The organism is Microtetraspora malaysiensis (assembly GCF_050947145.1).
Taxonomy (GTDB): domain Bacteria; phylum Actinomycetota; class Actinomycetes; order Streptosporangiales; family Streptosporangiaceae; genus Microtetraspora_A; species Microtetraspora_A malaysiensis.
The window spans coordinates 7,396,418-7,415,112 of record NZ_CP191998.1 but is presented as its reverse complement, the minus strand read 5'-3'; the positions used below and the strand labels follow the sequence as shown (position 1 = coordinate 7,415,112).

The 18,695-nt window shown below is 70.0% G+C and carries 18 protein-coding genes; 7 read left to right on the top strand and 11 right to left on the bottom strand.

Going from position 1 to position 18,695, the window contains the following annotated elements:
- Window positions 1-153: 153 nt before the first annotated feature.
- Window positions 154-594 (bottom strand): Lrp/AsnC family transcriptional regulator, encoded by a 441-nt coding sequence (locus tag ACQP1V_RS34670; RefSeq protein ID WP_387413747.1) that lies wholly within the window; start codon window positions 592-594, stop codon window positions 154-156.
- A gap of 357 nt (window positions 595-951) precedes the next feature.
- Here ACQP1V_RS34670 and ACQP1V_RS34665 point away from each other — a divergent pair, with 357 nt between their 5' ends.
- Window positions 952-1,863, top strand: a complete 912-nt coding sequence (locus tag ACQP1V_RS34665; RefSeq protein ID WP_387413749.1) for a LysR substrate-binding domain-containing protein — start codon at window positions 952-954, stop codon at window positions 1,861-1,863.
- Window positions 1,864-1,893: 30 nt separating this feature from the next.
- On the opposite strand, the gene ACQP1V_RS34660 is transcribed toward ACQP1V_RS34665, so the two are convergent.
- Window positions 1,894-2,721: a helix-turn-helix domain-containing protein gene (locus ACQP1V_RS34660; RefSeq protein ID WP_433414576.1), complete on the bottom strand. Its 828-nt coding sequence runs from the start codon at window positions 2,719-2,721 to the stop codon at window positions 1,894-1,896.
- Window positions 2,722-3,087: 366 nt separating this feature from the next.
- Here ACQP1V_RS34660 and ACQP1V_RS34655 point away from each other — a divergent pair, with 366 nt between their 5' ends.
- The gene (locus ACQP1V_RS34655) at window positions 3,088-3,573 is read left to right on the top strand and encodes an ATP-binding protein (protein ID WP_084258867.1); all 486 of its coding nucleotides are present in this window, start codon (window positions 3,088-3,090) and stop codon (window positions 3,571-3,573) included.
- Between the two features lie 74 nt (window positions 3,574-3,647).
- Here ACQP1V_RS34655 and ACQP1V_RS34650 read toward each other — a convergent pair whose 3' ends face one another.
- Together ACQP1V_RS34650 and ACQP1V_RS34645 are read right to left on the bottom strand one after the other, a co-directional pair.
- Window positions 3,648-4,361: a DUF5941 domain-containing protein gene (locus ACQP1V_RS34650; protein ID WP_387413751.1), complete on the bottom strand. Its 714-nt coding sequence runs from the start codon at window positions 4,359-4,361 to the stop codon at window positions 3,648-3,650.
- Window positions 4,358-5,947, bottom strand: coding sequence for a CDP-alcohol phosphatidyltransferase family protein (locus ACQP1V_RS34645; protein WP_433414574.1), 1,590 nt, complete (start codon window positions 5,945-5,947; stop codon window positions 4,358-4,360). The genes ACQP1V_RS34650 and ACQP1V_RS34645 overlap by 4 nt, the downstream gene beginning before the upstream one ends.
- Before the next feature lie 231 nt (window positions 5,948-6,178).
- Here ACQP1V_RS34645 and recO point away from each other — a divergent pair, with 231 nt between their 5' ends.
- Together recO and ACQP1V_RS34635 are read left to right on the top strand one after the other, a co-directional pair.
- Window positions 6,179-7,030, top strand: a complete 852-nt coding sequence (gene recO, locus ACQP1V_RS34640; RefSeq protein ID WP_433217766.1) for a DNA repair protein RecO — start codon at window positions 6,179-6,181, stop codon at window positions 7,028-7,030.
- A gap of 31 nt (window positions 7,031-7,061) precedes the next feature.
- Window positions 7,062-7,838 (top strand): isoprenyl transferase, encoded by a 777-nt coding sequence (locus ACQP1V_RS34635; RefSeq protein ID WP_433414572.1) that lies wholly within the window; start codon window positions 7,062-7,064, stop codon window positions 7,836-7,838.
- Here the strand turns inward: ACQP1V_RS34635 and ACQP1V_RS34630 are convergent.
- From ACQP1V_RS34630 to ACQP1V_RS34605, 6 genes are all read right to left on the bottom strand, one after another.
- Complete coding sequence (locus tag ACQP1V_RS34630) at window positions 7,835-8,383, bottom strand: CGNR zinc finger domain-containing protein (RefSeq protein WP_387413758.1); 549 nt, start codon at window positions 8,381-8,383, stop codon at window positions 7,835-7,837. The two genes, ACQP1V_RS34635 and ACQP1V_RS34630, sit on opposite strands and share 4 nt — an antisense overlap.
- Window positions 8,384-8,465: 82 nt before the next feature.
- Window positions 8,466-8,858 (bottom strand): Fur family transcriptional regulator, encoded by a 393-nt coding sequence (locus ACQP1V_RS34625; protein ID WP_387413759.1) that lies wholly within the window; start codon window positions 8,856-8,858, stop codon window positions 8,466-8,468.
- Window positions 8,855-9,688 carry a metal ABC transporter permease gene (locus ACQP1V_RS34620; protein ID WP_067132486.1) on the bottom strand — a complete coding sequence of 278 codons (834 nt, stop codon included), beginning with the start codon at window positions 9,686-9,688 and terminating at the stop codon, window positions 8,855-8,857. The genes ACQP1V_RS34625 and ACQP1V_RS34620 overlap by 4 nt, the downstream gene beginning before the upstream one ends.
- Window positions 9,685-10,479, bottom strand: coding sequence for a metal ABC transporter ATP-binding protein (locus ACQP1V_RS34615; protein ID WP_387413834.1), 795 nt, complete (start codon window positions 10,477-10,479; stop codon window positions 9,685-9,687). Before ACQP1V_RS34615 ends, ACQP1V_RS34620 begins: the two co-directional genes overlap by 4 nt.
- Before the next feature lie 25 nt (window positions 10,480-10,504).
- Window positions 10,505-11,440: a metal ABC transporter solute-binding protein, Zn/Mn family gene (locus tag ACQP1V_RS34610; RefSeq protein ID WP_433414569.1), complete on the bottom strand. Its 936-nt coding sequence runs from the start codon at window positions 11,438-11,440 to the stop codon at window positions 10,505-10,507.
- Window positions 11,441-11,553: 113 nt separating this feature from the next.
- A complete protein-coding gene (locus tag ACQP1V_RS34605) occupies window positions 11,554-12,015 on the bottom strand; it encodes a DUF6703 family protein (RefSeq protein ID WP_433414567.1) in 462 nt (153 codons plus the stop codon).
- 70 nt (window positions 12,016-12,085) lie between these two features.
- Between ACQP1V_RS34605 and ACQP1V_RS34600 the strand changes: the two genes are divergently transcribed.
- Together ACQP1V_RS34600 and ACQP1V_RS34595 are read left to right on the top strand one after the other, a co-directional pair.
- On the top strand, window positions 12,086-12,397 hold the full coding sequence (locus tag ACQP1V_RS34600) for an antibiotic biosynthesis monooxygenase family protein (RefSeq protein WP_067132482.1): 312 nt from the start codon (window positions 12,086-12,088) through the stop codon (window positions 12,395-12,397).
- Between the two features lie 161 nt (window positions 12,398-12,558).
- A complete protein-coding gene (locus ACQP1V_RS34595) occupies window positions 12,559-13,944 on the top strand; it encodes a glycine--tRNA ligase (RefSeq protein WP_433414565.1) in 1,386 nt (461 codons plus the stop codon).
- 101 nt (window positions 13,945-14,045) lie between these two features.
- Here the strand turns inward: ACQP1V_RS34595 and ACQP1V_RS34590 are convergent, their stop codons facing one another.
- On the bottom strand, window positions 14,046-15,542 hold the full coding sequence (locus ACQP1V_RS34590) for an alpha/beta hydrolase (RefSeq protein WP_433414563.1): 1,497 nt from the start codon (window positions 15,540-15,542) through the stop codon (window positions 14,046-14,048).
- A 372-nt stretch (window positions 15,543-15,914) separates the two neighbouring features.
- On the opposite strand from ACQP1V_RS34590, the gene ppdK reads away from it, so the two are divergent.
- Complete coding sequence (ppdK, locus tag ACQP1V_RS34585) at window positions 15,915-18,551, top strand: pyruvate, phosphate dikinase (protein WP_433414561.1); 2,637 nt, start codon at window positions 15,915-15,917, stop codon at window positions 18,549-18,551.
- Window positions 18,552-18,695: the final 144 nt, after the last annotated feature.

Genomic DNA, 18,695 nt, shown 5'->3' with positions numbered 1-18,695 from the left:
CAGGGAGAAGGCGGTTGGACTGCTCCTCAGCCTAGAAACACGGACATGGCCGGCCAATGCCGCGCCATTGCGCCATACCGTGGATCGGTTGCGTTATTCCCGGCTTTTGTGGCAATCCGTTAACCGTCCGCCCGGCCCGGCGCGGCGAGGGGTTCAGGGCTTCTCGTCGATCAGCCGGGAGAGCACGATCGCGCTCTTGGTGCGGACCACGAACGGCTCCGCCGCGATGCGCTCGATCACCCGCTCCACGTCCCGTACGTCGGTGGTCCGGATGTGCAGCAGCGCGTCGGCCTCGCCGGTCACCGTGCAGGCGGAAACCACCTCGGGGTGCCGGGCGATCGCCACGCCGATCTCGGCGGGGGACGTCTTCCCCCGGCAGAAGAGCTCGACGTACGCCTCGGTGGTCCAGCCCAGGGCGGAGGGCTCGACCCGCGCGCTGAACCCGGTGATCGCGCCGCTGGCGAGAAGCCGGTCGACCCGCCGTTTGACCGCCGGAGCGGACAGGCCTACCCGAGCACCAATTTCGGCATATGTCGCCCGAGCGTCCTCCACGAGAACCCCGATGATGGCGCGATCCAATCCGTCCAACTTCACGCGGACCTGTATATCGCGAACCGGACGGGAACCCGCGATCGGCGCCGTGGTGCGCCCCGTCGGCGCGTGGCGGGGACGCCGCCGTCCCGAGCGGGCGCGTTCCCGCCGATACCGTCTGCTTTAGGCGCGCTCGACCTCCTGTCCAGGCTCACGCCTTTCCGGTATCTTGTCGAAGCCGTTCGCGAGCTGTTTCTCCGGCTCGTACGTCTCGGCGCCCGTCCTGTGGGGGACCGTGAGCGCGGCCGTCGGCAGACGGGCCTTCCAGTGCGAGAACGCCTGAAACGCGAAAAATCCAGCCGGAACCGCGACGCAGCCTTGAAGTGATTTCTGCGAGCGCCCTACGGTCAGGAGGTCACAATGGGTGACGTGGCGGACGTCAATTTCACACTCGTCCAGCTGCGTTACTTCGTGACAGCGGCCGAGCTGGGAAGCATGACCGCGGCCAGCCGGGAGCTCATGGTGGCGCAGTCGGCCATCTCGGCGGCCATCGCGCAGGTTGAGCGGGAGCTCGGCGTCCAGCTCCTCATCCGGCACCACGCCAGAGGTCTCTCACTCACCCGCGCGGGCGAGCGGTTCCTCGTCGAGGCCCGTGACTTCCTCTCCCACGCGGCGGCGCTCGCCGAGTCGGCGCGCGGCCTGGCCGGCTCGCTGAGCGGCGAGCTCGCGGTCGGCTGCTTCACCACGCTGTCGCCGTTCTACCTGCCCAAACTGCTGCGCCAGTTCGCCGACCGGCACCCGGGCGTGCGAGTGACGCTCTCCGAAGGGGAGATCTCGGCCGTCCAGCGCGCCCTCGTGGACGGCCGGTGCGAGGTCGCCCTGCTGTACGCCATCGACCTCGCCCTCGACCTCGACGTCCGCGTCCTCACCAGGGTCCGGCCGTACGTGCTGCTGCCGTCCGGGCACGCGATGGCCGACGCGGAGACGGTCTCGCTCGTCGAGCTGGCCAGTGAGCCGATGATCCTGCTCGACCTGCCGCACAGCCGGGACTACTTCCGCGCGCTGCACCCGGTCGAGCCGCGCGTCCGGTTCCGCAGCTCCAGCTACGAGACCGTGCGGGCGCTGGTCGCCGGAGGCCACGGCTACTCCATACTCAACCAGCGCGCCGTGACGGACCAGACGTACGACGGCGGCTACGTCGTCTCCCGGCCGATCAGCGAAGAGGTGCCGTTCCTCGACATCGTCCTGGCCTCGATGCGCGGTGTGCGGCTGACCGCCCGCGCCACCGCGTTCACCGAGACCTGCGAGGCGTTCTTCGCGAACCTCTCCTGACCGACCGGGCTCCCACCGCGAGGAACCGGATCACTCCAGGTCGGAGAGGATCTCCTCCAGATAGGCGCGGGTGGCGGTCGCCGGCCGCGCCTCCACGCACAGCGTGTTCATCACCTGCCGGTACGCGTCGGCCTCCTCGGGCTTGTCGAGGTAGAGCGCGCTGGTGAGCTGTTCGAGGTAGACGACGTCGGGCAGCTCGGTCTCCTCGAAGCGCAGGATCGTGAACGGCCCTCCCGCCGCCGAGTGCCCGCCGCGGTCGAAGGGGACGATCTGCACTGTCACGTTCGGGTTGGCGGTGGCCTCGATCAGATGCTCGATCTGGCCGCGCATGACCTTGTTCCCGCCGATCGGGCGGCGCAGCGCGGCCTCGTCCACCACCGCCCACAGCCGGACCGCGTCCGGGCCGGTCAGCCGCTCCTGGCGGCGCATCCGCAGGTCGAGGCGGCGGGAGATCTCGTCTTCGGGCGCGCCCGCGTTCCCGAGCAGGATGACCGCGCGGGCGTAGTCGGGGCTCTGCAGCAGGCCGGGCACGAACTGCAGCTCGTACGTCCGGATGACCGAGGCGGCCTCCTCCAGGCCCACGTAGACCTCGAACCAGTGCGGGAGGACGTCGTTGAACTTGTGCCACCAGCCGGGGGCGTTGGCTTGCCGGGCGAGGTCGAGCAGCGTCGTCCGCTGGTCCGGGTCGGTCAGGCCGTACAGGGTGAGCAGGTCGGCGACGTCGCGCTCCTTGAAGCTGACCCGGCCGAGCTCCAGGCGACTGATCTTGGCGTGCGAGGCCCGGATGGCGTGGCCCGCCTCTTCCGGCGTGATGTTCCTCTCCCGCCGGAGCCGGCGAAGCTGGGCTCCGAGCAGCATGCGCAGCACGGTCGGCCCGCCTCGGGGGCGCCCCGTTAATCGGGGATCGGCGTGGGCGACCTGCAGGGATTTCACATGGACTCCATTGCGCGGACGGATTCCTACGGACAGATTCCTACGACTTTGTGCTTTGACGGTTCCTATGGCAGTCGGCTTCCGACGACAGTCAACCAGTGTCTCATTTCGTCAGAGTGACGAGTAGATGATCGCGGTTCCGGCCGGACAACGTCACGGTTTCGATAAATCAACGCAGGACACGGCTAAGTTCCCGCAATTGCGAGTGCGGGCGCGCTTGCCCTGACAAGGCTCAGGGAACGATAGACGGCGGCAGCGCACCCATGTGACACCAACTCGCGTAGGGATCCGATGACCGCAGACCTGGCAGGCAGAAGAGCCGGCGCCGCACCTTCGTGGGCCACGCCGGCGTTCGGTCCTGCCAGCACCGGCCCGTCATCCGCACCGCTCGCGACCTGTGCGCTCCACGGGGCCTCCGCCTCCGCCTCCGCCGCTCGCGACTTCACCGCCCACACTCTCGGCGGGTGGGGCCTGGGCGGCCTCATCGACGACGCGCAGCTCGTGGTCTCGGAACTGGTCACCAACGCCCTGCGCCACGCGCTGTCCGCCGTTCCGGACGCGCACATCCAGCTTCGGCTGCTCACCCAGGGGCCGCACGTGCTCTGCGCGGTACACGACCCCAGCGAGCGGGCGCCGTTGCCGGGGCCGAGTGACGACGAGTTCGCGGAGTCCGGCCGCGGCCTCCACCTGATCGAGGCGGTCAGCCTCACCTGGGGATGGATCCTGATCAGGGGCCGGGGAAAGATCGTCTGGGCGCTGCTCGACCACTCCGCCTGAGCGCGCCGTCCGGAAAAACGCGCGGCCCCGCGCGATCGGCGATCGCACGGGGCCGGACATCGAGGGGGCAACGGTCAGACGTGCTCCGCGTCTCCGGTGACCTGCTCGGCGGCGTCCTCGGGGGACTGCTCCAGGTCCTGCTCGTGGTCGGCGTTGGCCTGCGCCGACGCCTTGTCCAGGCGGACCCAGCTCACCACGCTCTCGATGGAGAACAGCAGGAGCAGGTAGACGGTGAGGATCGCCGTGACCAGGGTGAGCTGCCCGAGGGCCGCGCCCACGCCCAGGATGAGCAGGCGCACCTCCCAGCCGAGCCCGGCCAGGAAGATCCAGGCGGGCGGCCAGATGCTCTGCCGCGTCCGGTAGACCGTGTCGTACGTGTGGTAGCCGACGACGTAGAGCAGCACGAACAGCAGCCACTTGGGCGTGCCCGCGGCGATGCCGAGCAGGATGATCGTGAGGAACTCGGTGCCGCGCAGCAGTGGCGGCGTCAGCCAGTCGAGCCGGCCGAGGTGGTCGCGCGGCGCGCTGGGCACCACCAGCAGGACCAGCACCAGCGCCGGGACGAGCAGGATCGGGCCGTCCTTGAGCGAGCCGGTGACGGCCAGCGCGATGATCGCGATCAGCGCGACGAGCACCGCGGGCACGGGCGGCAGGCCACGGCCGAGACGGCCCTTGAGCGCGGCGACCAGGGGGCCGTCGTCGCGGTAGGCGAGCAGCCGCTCCGTCTGGATGCGGCGCCGCTCCTCGTCCGGGTCGGGCGTGGGGGTGACCTGTGGCTGGGTGATCATGCGAGAGACCTCAGGATGCGTCCGGTGAGGGTGTAGGTGGCCGCGACGCCGCCCCAGATCAGCAGCGTGATGAAGGTGACGCGGGGGTCGAAGAGGGCCGCGGTGATCGCGATCGCGGCGAAGCGCTCGCCGATGGGGAAGACGATCATCTTGCGGGCCCAGTGCACGGGACGGAACTTCCCGGCCTTGGTCCAGAGCTTGAGCAGGCCACGCACTCCGGTGCTGCGGCTGGCCCGCCGCTCCTCCAGGGCGACCCGCAGCGGGCCGTCGTCGGCGACGTGCAGGTCGAGCGTCGGCAGCGGGACGGGCGCCTTGCGGCGGTTGGCCGCGCCGAACGAGAAGTCCAGGAGGTGCTTGACCGACTGGAGCGCGATCGCGGCGAGGGCGAGCGTCCACACGCCCTCGCCGTCGCCGAACTGGCCGGAGACGGTGGCACCGATCGCCAGGCCGACGAAGACCGCGTACTCCTTGAACCGGTCGAACGTGGCGTCCAGCCAGGCGCCGAGCACGCCGAACTTCCTGGCGTACCGCGCCACCTGCCCGTCCACGCAGTCGAAGACGAAGGCGAAGTAGATGAGCACCCCGCCGGCGATCCACCCCGGCCGCGTGCCGGTGGCGAACGCCGCGGCCGACAGCAGGCCGAAGAAGATCGAGACGAGGGTGATCTGGTTCGGCGTGAGCCCGCGGCGAGCCGCCCAGCGCGCGATGAACCGGGAGTACGTGCTGACGAAGAACGTGGTGAAGAAGCCGTCGGCGCCCTTCACCGCGTTGTCGAGGCGGGCCCGGTCCTCGTCGAAGCCGGCGAAGTCCCGCTCGGCCTCGGTCGTGTCCTCCAGCGTGTGGAGGCGGCGGTAGAACAGGTCGCGGCGGCCGCGGACACCGACCGAGACGCCACGCCGGACCAGGCCGAGAACGAGCAGCTCGGTGACGTCGTCCTCGGGGCCGAACAGGTGCGCCATGCCGGCCAGCTCGCGGGCGACGTCGGCGAGCACCGCGGCGTGCCGCTGGTGGAGGTGGATCGGCCCGAGCAGCGCCGCGTTCGGCCGGGTGACGGCGTGGTACGACGTGCCGACCGAGATGACGCGGCCGCGGCCGGCGCGGGTGCGCTGCGGCAGGCCCTCCAGGGCGTTGCGCCCGATCTCGGGCTCGGCCTCCTCGATCGGGGGCGGCTCGGGCGCGTTCTCGTCCCGCTCCTCGCGGAGGATCAGCGCGAGCGCGGCGCGCTTCGCCTTGGTGATCTGGTAGATCAGCTCGTCGTGGACGAGCGAGTTGGCCGGCATGATCAGCACGTTGTCGGTCGTGTGCTCGACCAGGTCGGCGAGGGCCCACAGGTCTTCGGCGACGCCGGCGCTCTCGACGACCCGTCCGCCCTGCTCGCGGTACGCGTACGCGTCGGCCGGACGGGCGATCGTGACCGGCTGCGGGCCGAGCGAGGACATCTGCCCCAGCAGCCTGCCGTACGCCGTGGGGGCGCCGGGGAGTGATGTCAGCTTCAGGTCCGTCGGCAGGACGGGGCGGCCGCCGGATCCCGGCGGCAGAGAACCGATCGGGCCGGGCGATGAGCCCAGCAGGACCACGAGGGTCATGGCACCCTTTCAAACACGGGGGCAGGGCCTTTTAGAAGAGGCGCGGGGAAGTCCGCCAGGGGGCAAAGCTTAGTGACCTTTCGGTCAAGTCGGTGCATCCAGCCTCCCGGGAACGTTCCGAAATGTCCATGTTGATGGCGATGTCCAGTTAGCGTCGAGTCCGCACCATTACCGAAATTTCACTGTTTGTGATCTCAGGGGGGAGTCAGCGGGAGGTCATACGATGGCCTGGTGAGCCTGTACCGGGATGAGGGCGTCGTGCTGCGCACCCAGAAGCTGGGCGAGGCCGACCGCATCATCACGGTCCTCACCAAGCGCGCCGGAAAGGTGCGAGGCGTGGCCAAGGGGGTGCGCCGGACCACCTCGCGCTTCGGCGCGCGGCTGGAGCCGTTCAGCCACGTCGACCTCCAGCTCCATGAGGGCCGCTCCCTCGACGTGATCACCCAGGTCGAGACCATCCGCCCGTACGGCGAGGCGCTGGTCGCGGACTATCCCCGCTACACCGCCGGGACCGCCATGCTGGAGACCGCCGACCGGCTGACCCTGGGCGAGAAGGAACCCGCCCTGCGCCAGTTCCTGTTGCTCGTCGGAGGGCTGCGCACCCTCGCCGAGCGCGAGCACGAGGCCCGGCTGGTGCTCGACGCCTACTTCCTGCGCTCCCTCGCCGTGGCCGGATACGCGCCCGCCCTGTCGGAGTGCGCCCGATGCGGCGCCGAGGCCGTACGCGCCTTCGCGATCGCGGCGGGCGGCGTCGTGTGCGGAAGCTGCCGGCCGCCGGCCGCGACGGTGCCCGCGGCGGAGACGATCGCCCTGATGATCGCGCTGCTGCGCGGCGACTGGCCCATGGCCGACGCGTCCGAGCCGCGGCACCGCACCGAGTGCAGCGGCCTCGTGGCCGCCTACCTGCAGTGGCACCTGGAGCACGGGATCCGTTCGCTGCGCCATGTCGAGCGCGAGCAGGCGCGGGAGCCCGGCCGTGAGTGGTGGCCGTCGGCGGGTGAGCCCGGAGCGGCGTCACCGCCCGGGGCAGCGCGCGGATTCGACCCGAAATCCACACCGAACTCTCACATTTTCCGCGCCTGAGGACCCTGTCACACCCAATACGCTCGTGGCCATGGTTCGTCCTCCGTCTCCGCACCCCTCGGGCGCGACGCCGCCCGCGATCCCGCGCGACCTCGTGCCACGTCACGTCGCGATCGTCATGGACGGCAACGGCCGCTGGGCCAAGGCGCGCGGCCTGCCCAGGACCGAGGGACACAAGATGGGCGAGGCGTCGCTCTTCGACGTCGTCGAGGGCGCGATCGAGCTCGGCATCCCCTACCTGTCGGCGTACGCGTTCTCGACCGAGAACTGGAAGCGCTCGCCCGACGAGGTGCGCTTCCTCATGGGCTTCAACCGGGACGTGATCCGCCGCCGCCGCGACCAGCTCCACGCGATGGGGGTGCGGGTCCGCTGGGCCGGCCGTCCCGGACGGCTGTGGAAGAGCGTCATCTCCGAGCTGTGCGACGCCGAGGAGATGACCAGGGACAACACGAAGATGACGCTGCAGTTCTGCGTCAACTACGGCGGCCGCGCCGAGATCGTGGATGCGGCGGTCAAGCTCGCCCAGGACATCGCGTCCGGGCGGGTCAAACCGGGCAAGGTGTCGGAGAAGGTCTTCGCCCGCTATCTCGACGAGCCCGAGATCCCGGACGTGGACCTGTTCGTGCGCTCCTCCGGCGAGCAGCGCACGTCAAACTTCCTCATCTGGCAGGCCGCGTACGCCGAGATGGTCTTCCTCAACCAGCTCTGGCCCGACTTCGACCGCCGGGACCTGTGGCAGGCCTGCGAGATCTACGCCAAGCGCGACCGCAGATACGGCGGAGCCATCCCCAACTCGGTCGCTCCTTAGGCGCGGCGGCGGGCCCGGTAGGCGGCCACGTGCATCCGGTTCCCGCAGGTGCGGCTGTCGCAGTACACCCGGGAGCGGTTGCGTGACTCGTCCACGAAAACGTGGGCGCAATCGGGCGCCGCGCAGGTGCGCAGCCGGTCACGCTCGTCCTCGACCAATACGTGGGCGAGCGCGACCCCGCAGTCGGCGGCCAGGTGCTCGGCCAGCGACGCCCCCGGGGCGAAGTAGTGGATGTGCAGCGAGAAGCCGTCGTGCTCGGCCAGGCTCGGCGTGATGCGCGTCCGGCCGAGCAGCGTGTTCAGCAGGGAAACCGCGGTCTCCCGATCCGGCGCGGTGAAGACTTCGTAGAACTCGTCACGCAGCTCGCGCACCTCGACGAGGTCGCGGTCGTCCAGGTTCTCCACATCGCTGATCACGCGGCGGCCCACGAACGTGCGGAGGTCCTCGACGCTGGTCAGGCCCTCGTCGCCGCCCGCCGCGGGCGAGGTGTTGAGCAGATCGACCGCGGTGGTCAGCGAGTACACCATGTCATGGCTGAACGGCACGGCATCTCCCTATGTCGGCGGGGGCAGCGTACCCCGCGGAGGGGGCCGGCGGGCGGCCGAGCGGCGGATCGACATAAACCGGTCAGCGGCTCCCGGCGGCGGCGGACGCGCAGTCGGGGCAGGTGCCGAAGACCTCGACCGTGTGGGTGACCTCAATGAACCCGTAATCGGCTCCGACGGCCTCGGCCCAGCGCTCGACGTCGGGCCCGGCGACCTCGACGGTGTGGCCGCAGCGGCGGCACACCAGATGGTGGTGGTGGACGTCGCTCTCGCAGGCGCGGTAGACCGACTCGCCGTCGTCGGTGCGCAGCATGTCCACCCGGCCGTCGTCGGAGAGCGACTGGAGCGCCCGGTAGACGGTGGTCAGTCCGATCTTGGCGCCATCCGCCCGCATCTTGGTGAAGATGTCCTGGGCGCTTCGGAACCCTTCGCTCTGCCGCAGGATCGCGTGAACGGCGTCACTGCTCTTACTCATGGTGTCGACTCCCAGGTACGGCTTCGCCGTACGAATCTACCTATCAGCAGGGAGAGCACAAACCCGGCGAGCGCGATCAGCACGATCGCCGAGCCCGGGGGAACGTCGATGTAGAACGCGGTGGTGAGGCCGCCGACCGTGGCGACCACGCCGAGCGCCGTGGCGAGGACCATGGTGCCGCGGAAGCTGCGCATGATCTGCTGGCTGGTCGCGACGGGGACGACCATCAGGGCGCTCACCAGGAGCAGGCCCACCACGCGCATGGCGATGACGACCGTGAGGGCGGCGGTCACCGCGAGCAGCAGGCTGAGGAAGCGCACCGGAAGGCCGCTCGCCCGGGCCACCTCCTCGTCCTGGCAGAGCACGAACAGCTCGCGTCCGAAGAGGGCGACGACGCCGAGCACGGCCACCGCCAGGCCGCCGATCACCCACACGTCCCGCTCGGCCACCGTGGAGATCGAGCCGAACAGGTAGGACGTCAGCGTGGAGTTGCTCTGCCCCGGCGACAGGTAGATGAGCAGCACGCCGCCGGCGATGCCGCCGTAGAACAGCAGGGCGAGGGCCACGTCGCCGCTGGTCCGGCCCCGGGCGCGCACCATCTCGATGGCGACGGCGCCCAGCACGGCCACGATGATGGCGGTCACCAGGGGCGCGGTGCCGGTCAGGAAACCGAGCGCGACACCGGTCAGCGCCACGTGCCCGATGCCGTCGCCGAGCAGCGCCAGGCGGCGCTGGACGATGAACGTGCCGACGACGGGGGCGGCGAGGCCGACGAAGACGGCCGCGACCAGCCCGAGGACCATGAAGTCGTACTGCAGGATGCCGCTCATGCCTCTCCCGTCGCGCCGGCCTCGGCGGCCGCCGCCCGTGATCCGATGACGTCCGGCCAGCCGTTCAGCACGCCGGTGTGCGCGTGGGCGTGGGCGTGGACGTGCCCGGCCGTGTCGACCCCCGCCTCGGCCGCGGCAGGAGGCGCGCCGTCGTAGGCGATGCGGCCCTCGCGCAGCACGATGGCGCGGGTGATCAGCGGTTCGAGCGGGCCCAGCTCGTGCGCGACCAGGACCACCGTCTTGCCGCGTTCCCGCAGCCCGGCGAGGGTGTCCGCGAGCAGGCGCTGGCTGTCGGCGTCCACGCCGGCGGTCGGCTCGTCCATCACGAACGCGTCCGGCTCGCCGGCCAGCGCGCGGGCGATGAGCACCCGCTGCTGCTGGCCTCCGGACAGGGCCTGTACGGGATATCCGGCCCGGCCGGCGAGCCCCACGGCGTCGAGGGCGTCGGCGACGGCGCGCCGGTCCTCCGCGGCGGTCCGGCGGAAGCGGCGGCGCCGGGCGATGCGACCCGACGAGACCACCTCGCGGACCGTGGCCGGCACCCCGCCTCCGACGGACAGGCGTTGCGGCACGTAGCCGATCCGCCCCCAGTCGCGGAACTTGCCGGGCGGCGTTCCGTACAGCTGGACGGAGCCGCCGGACAGCGGGACGAGCCCGAGCAGGGTGCGGATGAGCGTGGACTTGCCGGAGCCGTTGGCGCCGAGGACGACGAGGAACTCCCCGTCCCGCACCGTCAGGTCGACGCCCCGCAGAATGGGCCGGCCGTCGAGGGCGACCTCGCCGCCGGTCATCGTGAACGCGGCACTCACCGCACGCTCACCCTTCCGTCGTGGGGCATTCCAGGGCCTTCCTCAGGGCTTCCAGGTTCTGCTTGGCCGCGGAGAGGTAGTCACCGCCATCGGGCTCGCTCTCGATGGGGTTGAGCACGGCGGTCTTGGCGCCGACCTCCTTGGCCAGGATCTCGGCCACCTTGGGGCTGACGAGCTCCTCGGTGAAAATGGTAGTCACATTCTCTCGCTTGGCGACGTCGGCCACCTGCGCGAGGCGTGTGGGGGAGGGCTCGGCGTCCGGGTCGAGACCGCTGACCGCGATCTGCTCCAGGCCGTACCGCGCGGCCAGATAGCCGAAGGCGCTGTGGCTGGTCACGATCGCCTTCTTGCCGCACCCGGTCAGGCCGGTCCGGTACGCCTCGTCCAGCTTGTTCAGCTCTGCGGCCGTGGTGGCGGCGCGCTGCCGGTACGCCGCGGCGTGGGCGGGGTCGGCCTCGGCCAGCCGCTCGCCGAGCTTGCCGGCGACGGTGGCGAGCCGGCTCGGGTCGAGCCAGATGTGCGGGTCGTAGGAGACGTCGGCGTGCCCGTGCTCCCCGTGCTCGTCGTGCCCTTCCTCCCCGGCCGTCGCGGGCAGGGTGGCCACGGTGGAGGCGGCGTCGAACGCCTTGGCGGACGCGTGGCCCTCGACCGCCTCGTCCACCGCCGGCTGGACGCCCTTGATGTAGACGACGAGCGAGGAGTCCTGGATGTCGGCGACCTGGCGCGCGGTCAGCTCCAGGTCGTGCGGCTCGGTGCCGGGCTTGGTGAGGCCGGCGACGGACACGTCCGGCCCGCCCACCTGCTGCGAGATCCACTGGAGCGGATAGAAGGCGGCCATCACCGCGGGCTTGCCGTCGCCGGTGGCGGCGCCTCCGGAGCCACAGGCCGCGGCGGTGGCGGTAGTGGCGCTCAGCAGGGCGCCGGTGAGGACGAGAGAGCGCATACGGGACATCACGCCACAAGTATCCGGCAAAATGAAAACCATTGTCAAAATCGACAGTGTGCGTCGAACCGGTTCAGGGCCCCTCCGAGCGCCCTGAACCAGGGCAGCCGCTGTCAGAACAGGCCGAAACGGGTAGCTGTGAGCAGGGCGAGGAAGGTGACCAGTGCCACCCGCAGCAGGCGCGCGCCCGGGCGCAGCGACGGCCACGACATGTACGCGAGCCACAGCACGAACGCCAGCACCGGCAGCACCGCCAGTCCGCCGCGCCAGTCGGCCACCACGACGCCGGTCAGCATCAGGACGACCATGACGACCGGGACCACCCAGCGCGGGAGCTGGAAGAGGAACACCAGCGCGGTCGCGCTCCTGGTCTCCACCGCCCGCCGCAGGCCGGTCGCGCCCGGCGTGAAGAACTGTTCGCCCGGCGGGAGCGGACGCCCGGCCCCCTTGCCCCCCGGCCGTCCCGGACCGCGTCCCCCGACGCGCGCCGGATCGCCGGCCGGCTTCCTGGCCAGGGGATGCGCCGAAACCTTCGGCGCGCCCGGCCCCTTGTCCTGCCCTGTGTCACCTGCCACGTGCCGAGCCTAGTCACGCGAGCCGCCCCGGCGCACCCGCTCACCGCCGACCGCGTGGGATGCTGGGCCCATGCTCGCCCTGATCCGTTACGCCGTGCCCGCCGCGCAAGCGGACGAGTTCGTCGCGCAGGCCCGCGACATCCTCGACCTGTTCGCCGCCCAGCCCGGATATCTGCGCGGCCAGCTCGGCAGGTCCGTCGACGAGCCCGACCTGTGGGCCCTGGTCAGCGAGTGGGAGGGCGCCGGCTTCTACCGCCGGGCGCTGGGCGCCGCCCGGATGGCGATGTATCCGCTGATGACCCTGATGATCAACGAGCCGAGCGCGTTCGAACCGGTGGACGCGTCCCCGGCCGCCCCGTCGGCGGTGCTCGATCAGACCTGAGCGAGCTATGAGCGAGCCGGGCCGAGGTTCCCCTAAGCTTGGAGGAGATCGAGCAGGTAGCGGGCGCGACTTTCGCCCGGGCGACGACAGACCCGTCGGCGCGGCCCCGCACATGCGCGCACGATCCCAACCCGACACCCAGCCGGATGGAGTTCTCACCAATGGCACGTCGCACCGACGTCATGGAAACGATCGTCAGCCTCTCCAAGCGCCGCGGGCTCGTCTACCCGTCGAGCGAGATCTACGGAGGCCTGCGCGCGTCGTGGGACTACGGGCCGCTCGGTGTCGAGCTGAAGAACAACGTCAAGCGCGAGTGGTGGAAGGCCGTGGTGCAGGGCCGCGACGACGTCGTCGGCCTCGACTCCTGCGTCATCCTCGCGCCTGAGGTGTGGCAGGCCAGCGGCCACGTGGAGACCTTCAGCGACCCGCTGACCGAGTGCCAGTCCTGCCACAAGCGCTACCGCGCCGACCACCTCGTCGAGGCGTACGAGGAGAAGCACGGCAAGGCGCCCGCGGGCGGCCTCGCGGACATCACCTGTCCCAACTGCGGCAACAAGGGCGCGTTCACCGAGCCCCGGCAGTTCAGCGGCCTGCTGAAGACGTACCTCGGCCCGGTGGAGGACGAGTCCGGCCTGGCCTATCTCCGCCCGGAGACCGCGCAGGGCATCTTCATCAACTACCTCAACGTGCAGCAGTCGGCACGCAGGAAGATCCCGTTCGGCATCGGCCAGATCGGCAAGTCGTTCCGCAACGAGATCACGCCGGGCAACTTCATCTTCCGCACCCGCGAGTTCGAGCAGATGGAGATGGAGTTCTTCGTCAAGCCGGGCACTGACGAGGAGTGGCACCAGTACTGGATCGACGAGCGCCTGCGCTGGTACGTCGACCTCGGCATCAACAAGGACAACATCCGGCTCTATGAGCACCCGAAGGAGAAGTTGTCCCACTACTCCAAGCGCACGGTGGACATCGAGTACCGCTTCAACTTCACCGGCTCTGAGTGGGGCGAGCTGGAGGGCATCGCCAACCGCACCGACTTCGACCTCACCGCGCACGGCAAGGCGTCCGGCACCGACCTGTCGTTCTTCGAGCAGGATTCCGGCGAGCGCTTCGTGCCGTACGTGATCGAGCCGGCGGCCGGTGTGGACCGGGCGACGCTGACCTTCCTGCTCGACGCGTACACGGTGGACGAGGCGCCCAACTCCAAGGGCGTCATGGAGGAGCGGACCGTCATGCGCCTCGACCACCGGCTGGCGCCGGTCAAGGTCGCGGTGCTGCCGCTCTCGCGCAACGCCGACCTGTCGCCGAAGGCGCGTGACCTCGCCGCCCAGCTCCGCCGCCGCTGGAACGTCGACTTCGACGACGCGGGCGCGATCGGCCGCCGCTACCGCCGCCAGGACGAGATCGGCACGCCGTTCGCGATCACGGTGGACTTCGACACCCTGGAGGACAACGCGGTGACCATCCGCGAGCGCGACTCCATGGCGCAACAGCGGATCTCCATCGACCAGGTCGAGTCCTACCTCCGGACGCACCTCAACGACTGATTGCCCGCCCCGCCGCCCGCGAAGAGCGGGCACGGGGCGACATCGGAACAGCGAAAAGCACCCGCCGGCCCGTCCGGCGGGTGCTTTTCCGTGTGTGAAGGTCAGCCGCAGATCAGACCCTTGGGCGGGACCTTCCCCTCCAGCAGGTAGGAGTTGACGGCGTTGTCCACGCACGGGTTGTTCTGCCCGTAGGCGCCGTGGCCCTCGCCCTTCAGCGTCACCAGGACGGCGCTGCGCAGCTGCTGGGTCAGCCTCGGCGCCCACTCGTACGGCGTGGCGGGGTCGTGGGTCACACCGACGACCACGATCGGATTGGCTCCGGACGCGTCGATGTGCCGGTTGGTGTTCTCACCCGGGACGGGCCACACGCTGCAGATGGCCGAACTGGCCGCGGTGATGGCGAAGATGGGCGACCGGTCCTTGAGCTCACGCGCCACCTTCTCCGCCTCCTCGACGTTCGGCCGTTCCGTGGTGTCCGCGCACAGGATGGCGGGCAGCGACATCTGCAGGGTCGAGTACGTCCCGTCGGGTTGGCGCCCGCCGTACTGGTCGGCGAGGGCCAGCAGCCCGGCCATGTTGCCCTTCATCCCCTGCTCCAGGGCCTCGGTGAGCAGCGGCCAGGCCATCTGGCTGTAGAGCGCCTGGGCGACGGCGGTCCTGGCCACGGTGGCGGTGACCTCGCGGTCGCCCGACTTGGCGGGGTGCGCCTGCAGGCCGTCGATGAGCTTGAGCACGGCCGCGTTCGCCGCCGCGGTGGTCTTGCCGAGCGGGCACCCGTGCGGCTGCTTCACGCAGGCGGTGAGGTAGTTCTGGTACGCCTTCTGGAAGCCCTTGATCTGGGTTCGGGCCGTATCCAGCATCCCCACGGACGGGTCGAGCGCGGAGTCGAGCACCATGCGGCCCGTGTGCTTGGGGAACTGCGTCGCGTAGAGGGCGCCCAGGTGGGTGCCGTAGGAGAAGCCGAGGTAGTTCAGACGCTCGTCGCCGAGCGCGGCGCGCATGACCTCCAGGTCCCGGGCCGCGTTGAGGGTGCCGACGTACGGCAGGATGTGCCCGGCGTTCTGCTCACAGGCCTTGGCGAACTGGGTGAGCAGGTGGGTCTCCTCGACGGTGTCGGAGCTCGGCTCGCGGGCGAGGTACCGCTCCAGCTCGGCGCTGTTCAGGCACCTGATCCCGCTGCTGCGGTCCACCCCGCGGGGGTCGAAGCTGACCAGGTCGTAGCGCTTGTTGAGCGTGGAGAAGGCGCCCGCGGCGTCGAACAGGGTGGACACGCCGGAGCCGCCGGGCCCGCCGAAGTTGAAGACGAGCGAGCCGATCCGGTTCTTCTTGTCGGTGGCGGGGCGGCGGACGAGGGCGATGCCGACCGTCTCGCCGGACGGCTTCGCGTAGTCGAGCGGCACTTTCAGCGTGGCGCACTGGAAGCCCGCGGAGGAGGGCACTCCCTCGCACGCCCCCCACTTGAGGGTCTGGGGGGACGGGTCGATGGTGGAGGCGCCGTCCACCCGCGTGGGGGAGATCTCGGTCCGGCCGGCCCCACAGCTCATCACGGCGAGTGCTACGACCCCCGAGATAGCGATATGCCGGAACTTTCGTGACATGCAAACACCCTCCGCTACAGATCATCTTTGGAGGGGTGGATCAATCCTAGGCCCCGTGGCTCCGGTGTTCCCGTTACCCGGCCGCCGTGTCCCGTCTCCGAAAGCCGTACGCCACTGGAAGGTGTAATGGTCTACACCAATTAACGCGAGATGAATGATCTCCAATGTCGGATGGAATTGGTTTACACCACTCTTTGATGATCCGAGAAAAATGCTCATTTTTAATCGAGGGTGGAGTGGATTAGACCTCCGCATGCCTGTCTAGCTGGGTAAACATGATATCTCGTGAGTGGTGATGTTTCGTCGGGTTGTTGCTCGGTACAGTGCGAATGCGGACGGACCCGTGTAATTGAAGTGGCCGAAGGAGCTCGCGTGCGCAAGTTTGTTTATGACTTCACCGAGGGCAACAAGGATCTCAAGGATCTTCTCGGTGGAAAGGGCGCCAATCTTGCGGAAATGACCAATCTCGGTCTCCCGGTCCCCCCGGGATTCACGATCACCACCGACGCCTGCCGGCACTACCTCGCGGAGGGCGACGTCCCCGACGGTCTCGCCGCCGAGATCGCCGTCCAGCTCGAGGCGCTGGAGACGAGGATGGGCAAGCGCCTCGGCGACGCCGCCGACCCGCTGCTCGTCAGCGTCCGGTCGGGCGCCAAGTTCTCCATGCCCGGCATGATGGAGACCGTCCTCAACATCGGCCTCAACGACGCCTCGGTGCTCGGACTGGCCAAGCAGTCCGGCCACGAGCGCTTCGCGTGGGACTCCTACCGCCGGCTGATCCAGATGTTCGGCAAGACCGTCCTCGACATCGAGGGCGAGTTGTTCGAGGCCGCGCTCGACGAGCTGAAGGGCTCCCGCCAGGACACCGACCTCGACGCGGGCGACCTCCAGCGCCTCGTCGAGACGTACAAGGGGATCGTCCGGGAGCAGAAGGGGCGGGAGTTCCCCTCGGACCCGCGCGAGCAGATGGAGCTGGCGATCAGGGCCGTCTTCGACTCGTGGAACGCGCCGCGGGCCGTCCTCTACCGGCGGCAGGAGCGCATCCCGGCTGAGCTCGGCACCGCCGTCAACGTCGTCGCGATGGTCTTCGGCAACATCGGGATGGACTCGGGCACCGGCGTCGCCTTCACCCGCGACCCCGGTTCCGGCCACCAGGGCGTGTACGGCGACTACCTGCAGAACGCGCAGGGCGAGGACGTGGTGGCCGGCATCCGCAACACCGTGCCGCTGCAGGAGCTGGAGCGGATCGACCCCGCCTCCTACCGTGAGCTGCTCGACATCATGAGCACGCTGGAGAACCACTACCGCGACCTGTGCGACATCGAGTTCACCATCGAGCGCGGCAAGCTCTGGATGCTGCAGACCCGGGTCGGCAAGCGTACGGCGGGCGCGGCCTTCTGCATCGCCACGCAGCTCGTGGACGAGGGCCTGATCGACATGGACGAGGCGGTCAGCCGCGTCTCCGGCCACCAGCTCGCGCAGCTCATGTTCCCGCGCTTCTCCGCCACCGCCGGCAACACCCGGCTCACCACGGGCATGAACGCCTCGCCCGGCGCCGCCGTGGGCAAGGCCGTCTTCACCTCGGCCAAGGCCGTCGAGCTGGCGGGCCGGGGCGAGCCGGTCATCCTCGTCCGGCGGGAGACCAACCCGGACGACCTGGCCGGGATGATCGCCGCCCAGGGCGTGCTCACCTCGCGCGGCGGCAAGACCTCGCACGCGGCCGTGGTCGCCCGCGGCATGGGCAAGACCTGCGTGTGCGGCGCCGAGGAACTGGTCGTGGACACGCGCGCCGGCCGCTGCACCGCTCCCGGTGGCGTCGTCGTCAGCGAGGGCGACGTGATCTCGATCGACGGCAGCACCGGCGCCGTCTACCTGGGCGAGGTGCCCGTGGTGGCCTCACCGGTGATGGAGTACTTCGAGGGCGGCCCGGTCGAGGACGAGCTGGTCGTCGCGGTGGACCGGATCATGCGGCACGCCGACGCCGTACGGCGCCTCGCCGTACGGGCCAACGCCGACACACCGGAGGACGCCGCCCGCGCCCGTGCGTTCGGCGCCCAGGGCATCGGGCTGTGCCGTACGGAGCACATGTTCCTCGGCGACCGGCGCAAGCTGGTCGAGGACCTGATCCTGGCCTCCACCGGCGAGGAACGGCAGGCGGCGCTGGACGCGCTCGAACCGCTGCAGAAGGCCGACTTCGCCGGCATCTTCGCGGCGATGGACGGCCTGCCGGTCACCATCCGGCTCATCGACCCGCCGCTGCACGAGTTCCTGCCCGACTACACCGAGCTGGCCGTCAAGGTCGCGCTCGCCGGTGACGCGGCCGACGAGAAGGACCGCAGGCTGCTCGACGCGGTCAAGCGGCTGCACGAGCAGAACCCGATGCTCGGCCTGCGCGGCGTGCGGCTCGGCCTGGTCATCCCCGGCCTGTTCGCGATGCAGGTACGCGCGATCGCCGACGCGGCCAAGGAGAGCGCCGACCCCCGGGCCGAGATCATGATCCCGCTGGTGGGCGCGGTGCAGGAGCTGGAGAGCGTACGCGAGGAGGCGCTGCGCATCCTCGCCGACAAGGGCGTGGACGCGATGGTCGGCACGATGATCGAGGTGCCGCGGGCGGCGCTGACCGCCGGGCAGATCGCCGAGGCGGCCGAGTTCTTCTCGTTCGGCACCAACGACCTCACCCAGATGACCTGGGCCTTCTCGCGGGACGACGTGGAGAGCGCGTTCTTCGGCAAGTACCTGGACCTCGGCATCTTCGGCGTCTCTCCGTTCGAGTCGATCGACCGGGACGGCGTCGGCCGCCTGATGCGGATCGCGGTGGAGGAGGGCCGGCGCACCCGTCCGGACCTCAAGATCGGCATCTGCGGCGAGCACGGAGGCGACCCGGCGTCGGTGCACTTCTGCCACGAGATCGGTCTCGACTACGTGTCGTGCTCGCCGTTCCGGGTCGCGGTGGCCCGGCTGGAGGCTGGGCGCGCGGCGCTCGCCTCCGACGGCTCCGACACCCGCTGAAGCCGCCCGCCCGCGCCCGGTGCGGTGGAGTGCGGGCGGGCTCCTTGGCGGGCCCTCGAATGGCCTCCGGTCATTGAGAGTTTCTGGGGTATTTGTCGTGAAATGAGGTCCAAAGGGGTACTCTCCTGCTTCCCCGATACGTCG

Coding starts and splice junctions, on each gene's coding strand:
- ACQP1V_RS34645 (WP_433414574.1), bottom strand. CDS start 5,947: ATGACCCTCGTGGTCCTGCTGGGCTCATCGCCCGGCCCGATCGGTTCT.
- ACQP1V_RS34625 (WP_387413759.1), bottom strand. CDS start 8,858: ATGAGTAAGAGCAGTGACGCCGTTCACGCGATCCTGCGGCAGAGCGAA.
- ACQP1V_RS34620 (WP_067132486.1), bottom strand. CDS start 9,688: ATGAGCGGCATCCTGCAGTACGACTTCATGGTCCTCGGGCTGGTCGCG.
- ACQP1V_RS34600 (WP_067132482.1), top strand. CDS start 12,086: ATGCTCGCCCTGATCCGTTACGCCGTGCCCGCCGCGCAAGCGGACGAG.
- ACQP1V_RS34655 (WP_084258867.1), top strand. CDS start 3,088: ATGACCGCAGACCTGGCAGGCAGAAGAGCCGGCGCCGCACCTTCGTGG.
- ACQP1V_RS34595 (WP_433414565.1), top strand. CDS start 12,559: ATGGCACGTCGCACCGACGTCATGGAAACGATCGTCAGCCTCTCCAAG.
- ACQP1V_RS34590 (WP_433414563.1), bottom strand. CDS start 15,542: ATGTCACGAAAGTTCCGGCATATCGCTATCTCGGGGGTCGTAGCACTC.
- ACQP1V_RS34650 (WP_387413751.1), bottom strand. CDS start 4,361: ATGATCACCCAGCCACAGGTCACCCCCACGCCCGACCCGGACGAGGAG.
- ACQP1V_RS34660 (WP_433414576.1), bottom strand. CDS start 2,721: ATGCTGCTCGGAGCCCAGCTTCGCCGGCTCCGGCGGGAGAGGAACATC.
- ACQP1V_RS34610 (WP_433414569.1), bottom strand. CDS start 11,440: ATGCGCTCTCTCGTCCTCACCGGCGCCCTGCTGAGCGCCACTACCGCC.
- ACQP1V_RS34665 (WP_387413749.1), top strand. CDS start 952: ATGGGTGACGTGGCGGACGTCAATTTCACACTCGTCCAGCTGCGTTAC.
- ACQP1V_RS34615 (WP_387413834.1), bottom strand. CDS start 10,479: ATGACCGGCGGCGAGGTCGCCCTCGACGGCCGGCCCATTCTGCGGGGC.
- ACQP1V_RS34635 (WP_433414572.1), top strand. CDS start 7,062: ATGGTTCGTCCTCCGTCTCCGCACCCCTCGGGCGCGACGCCGCCCGCG.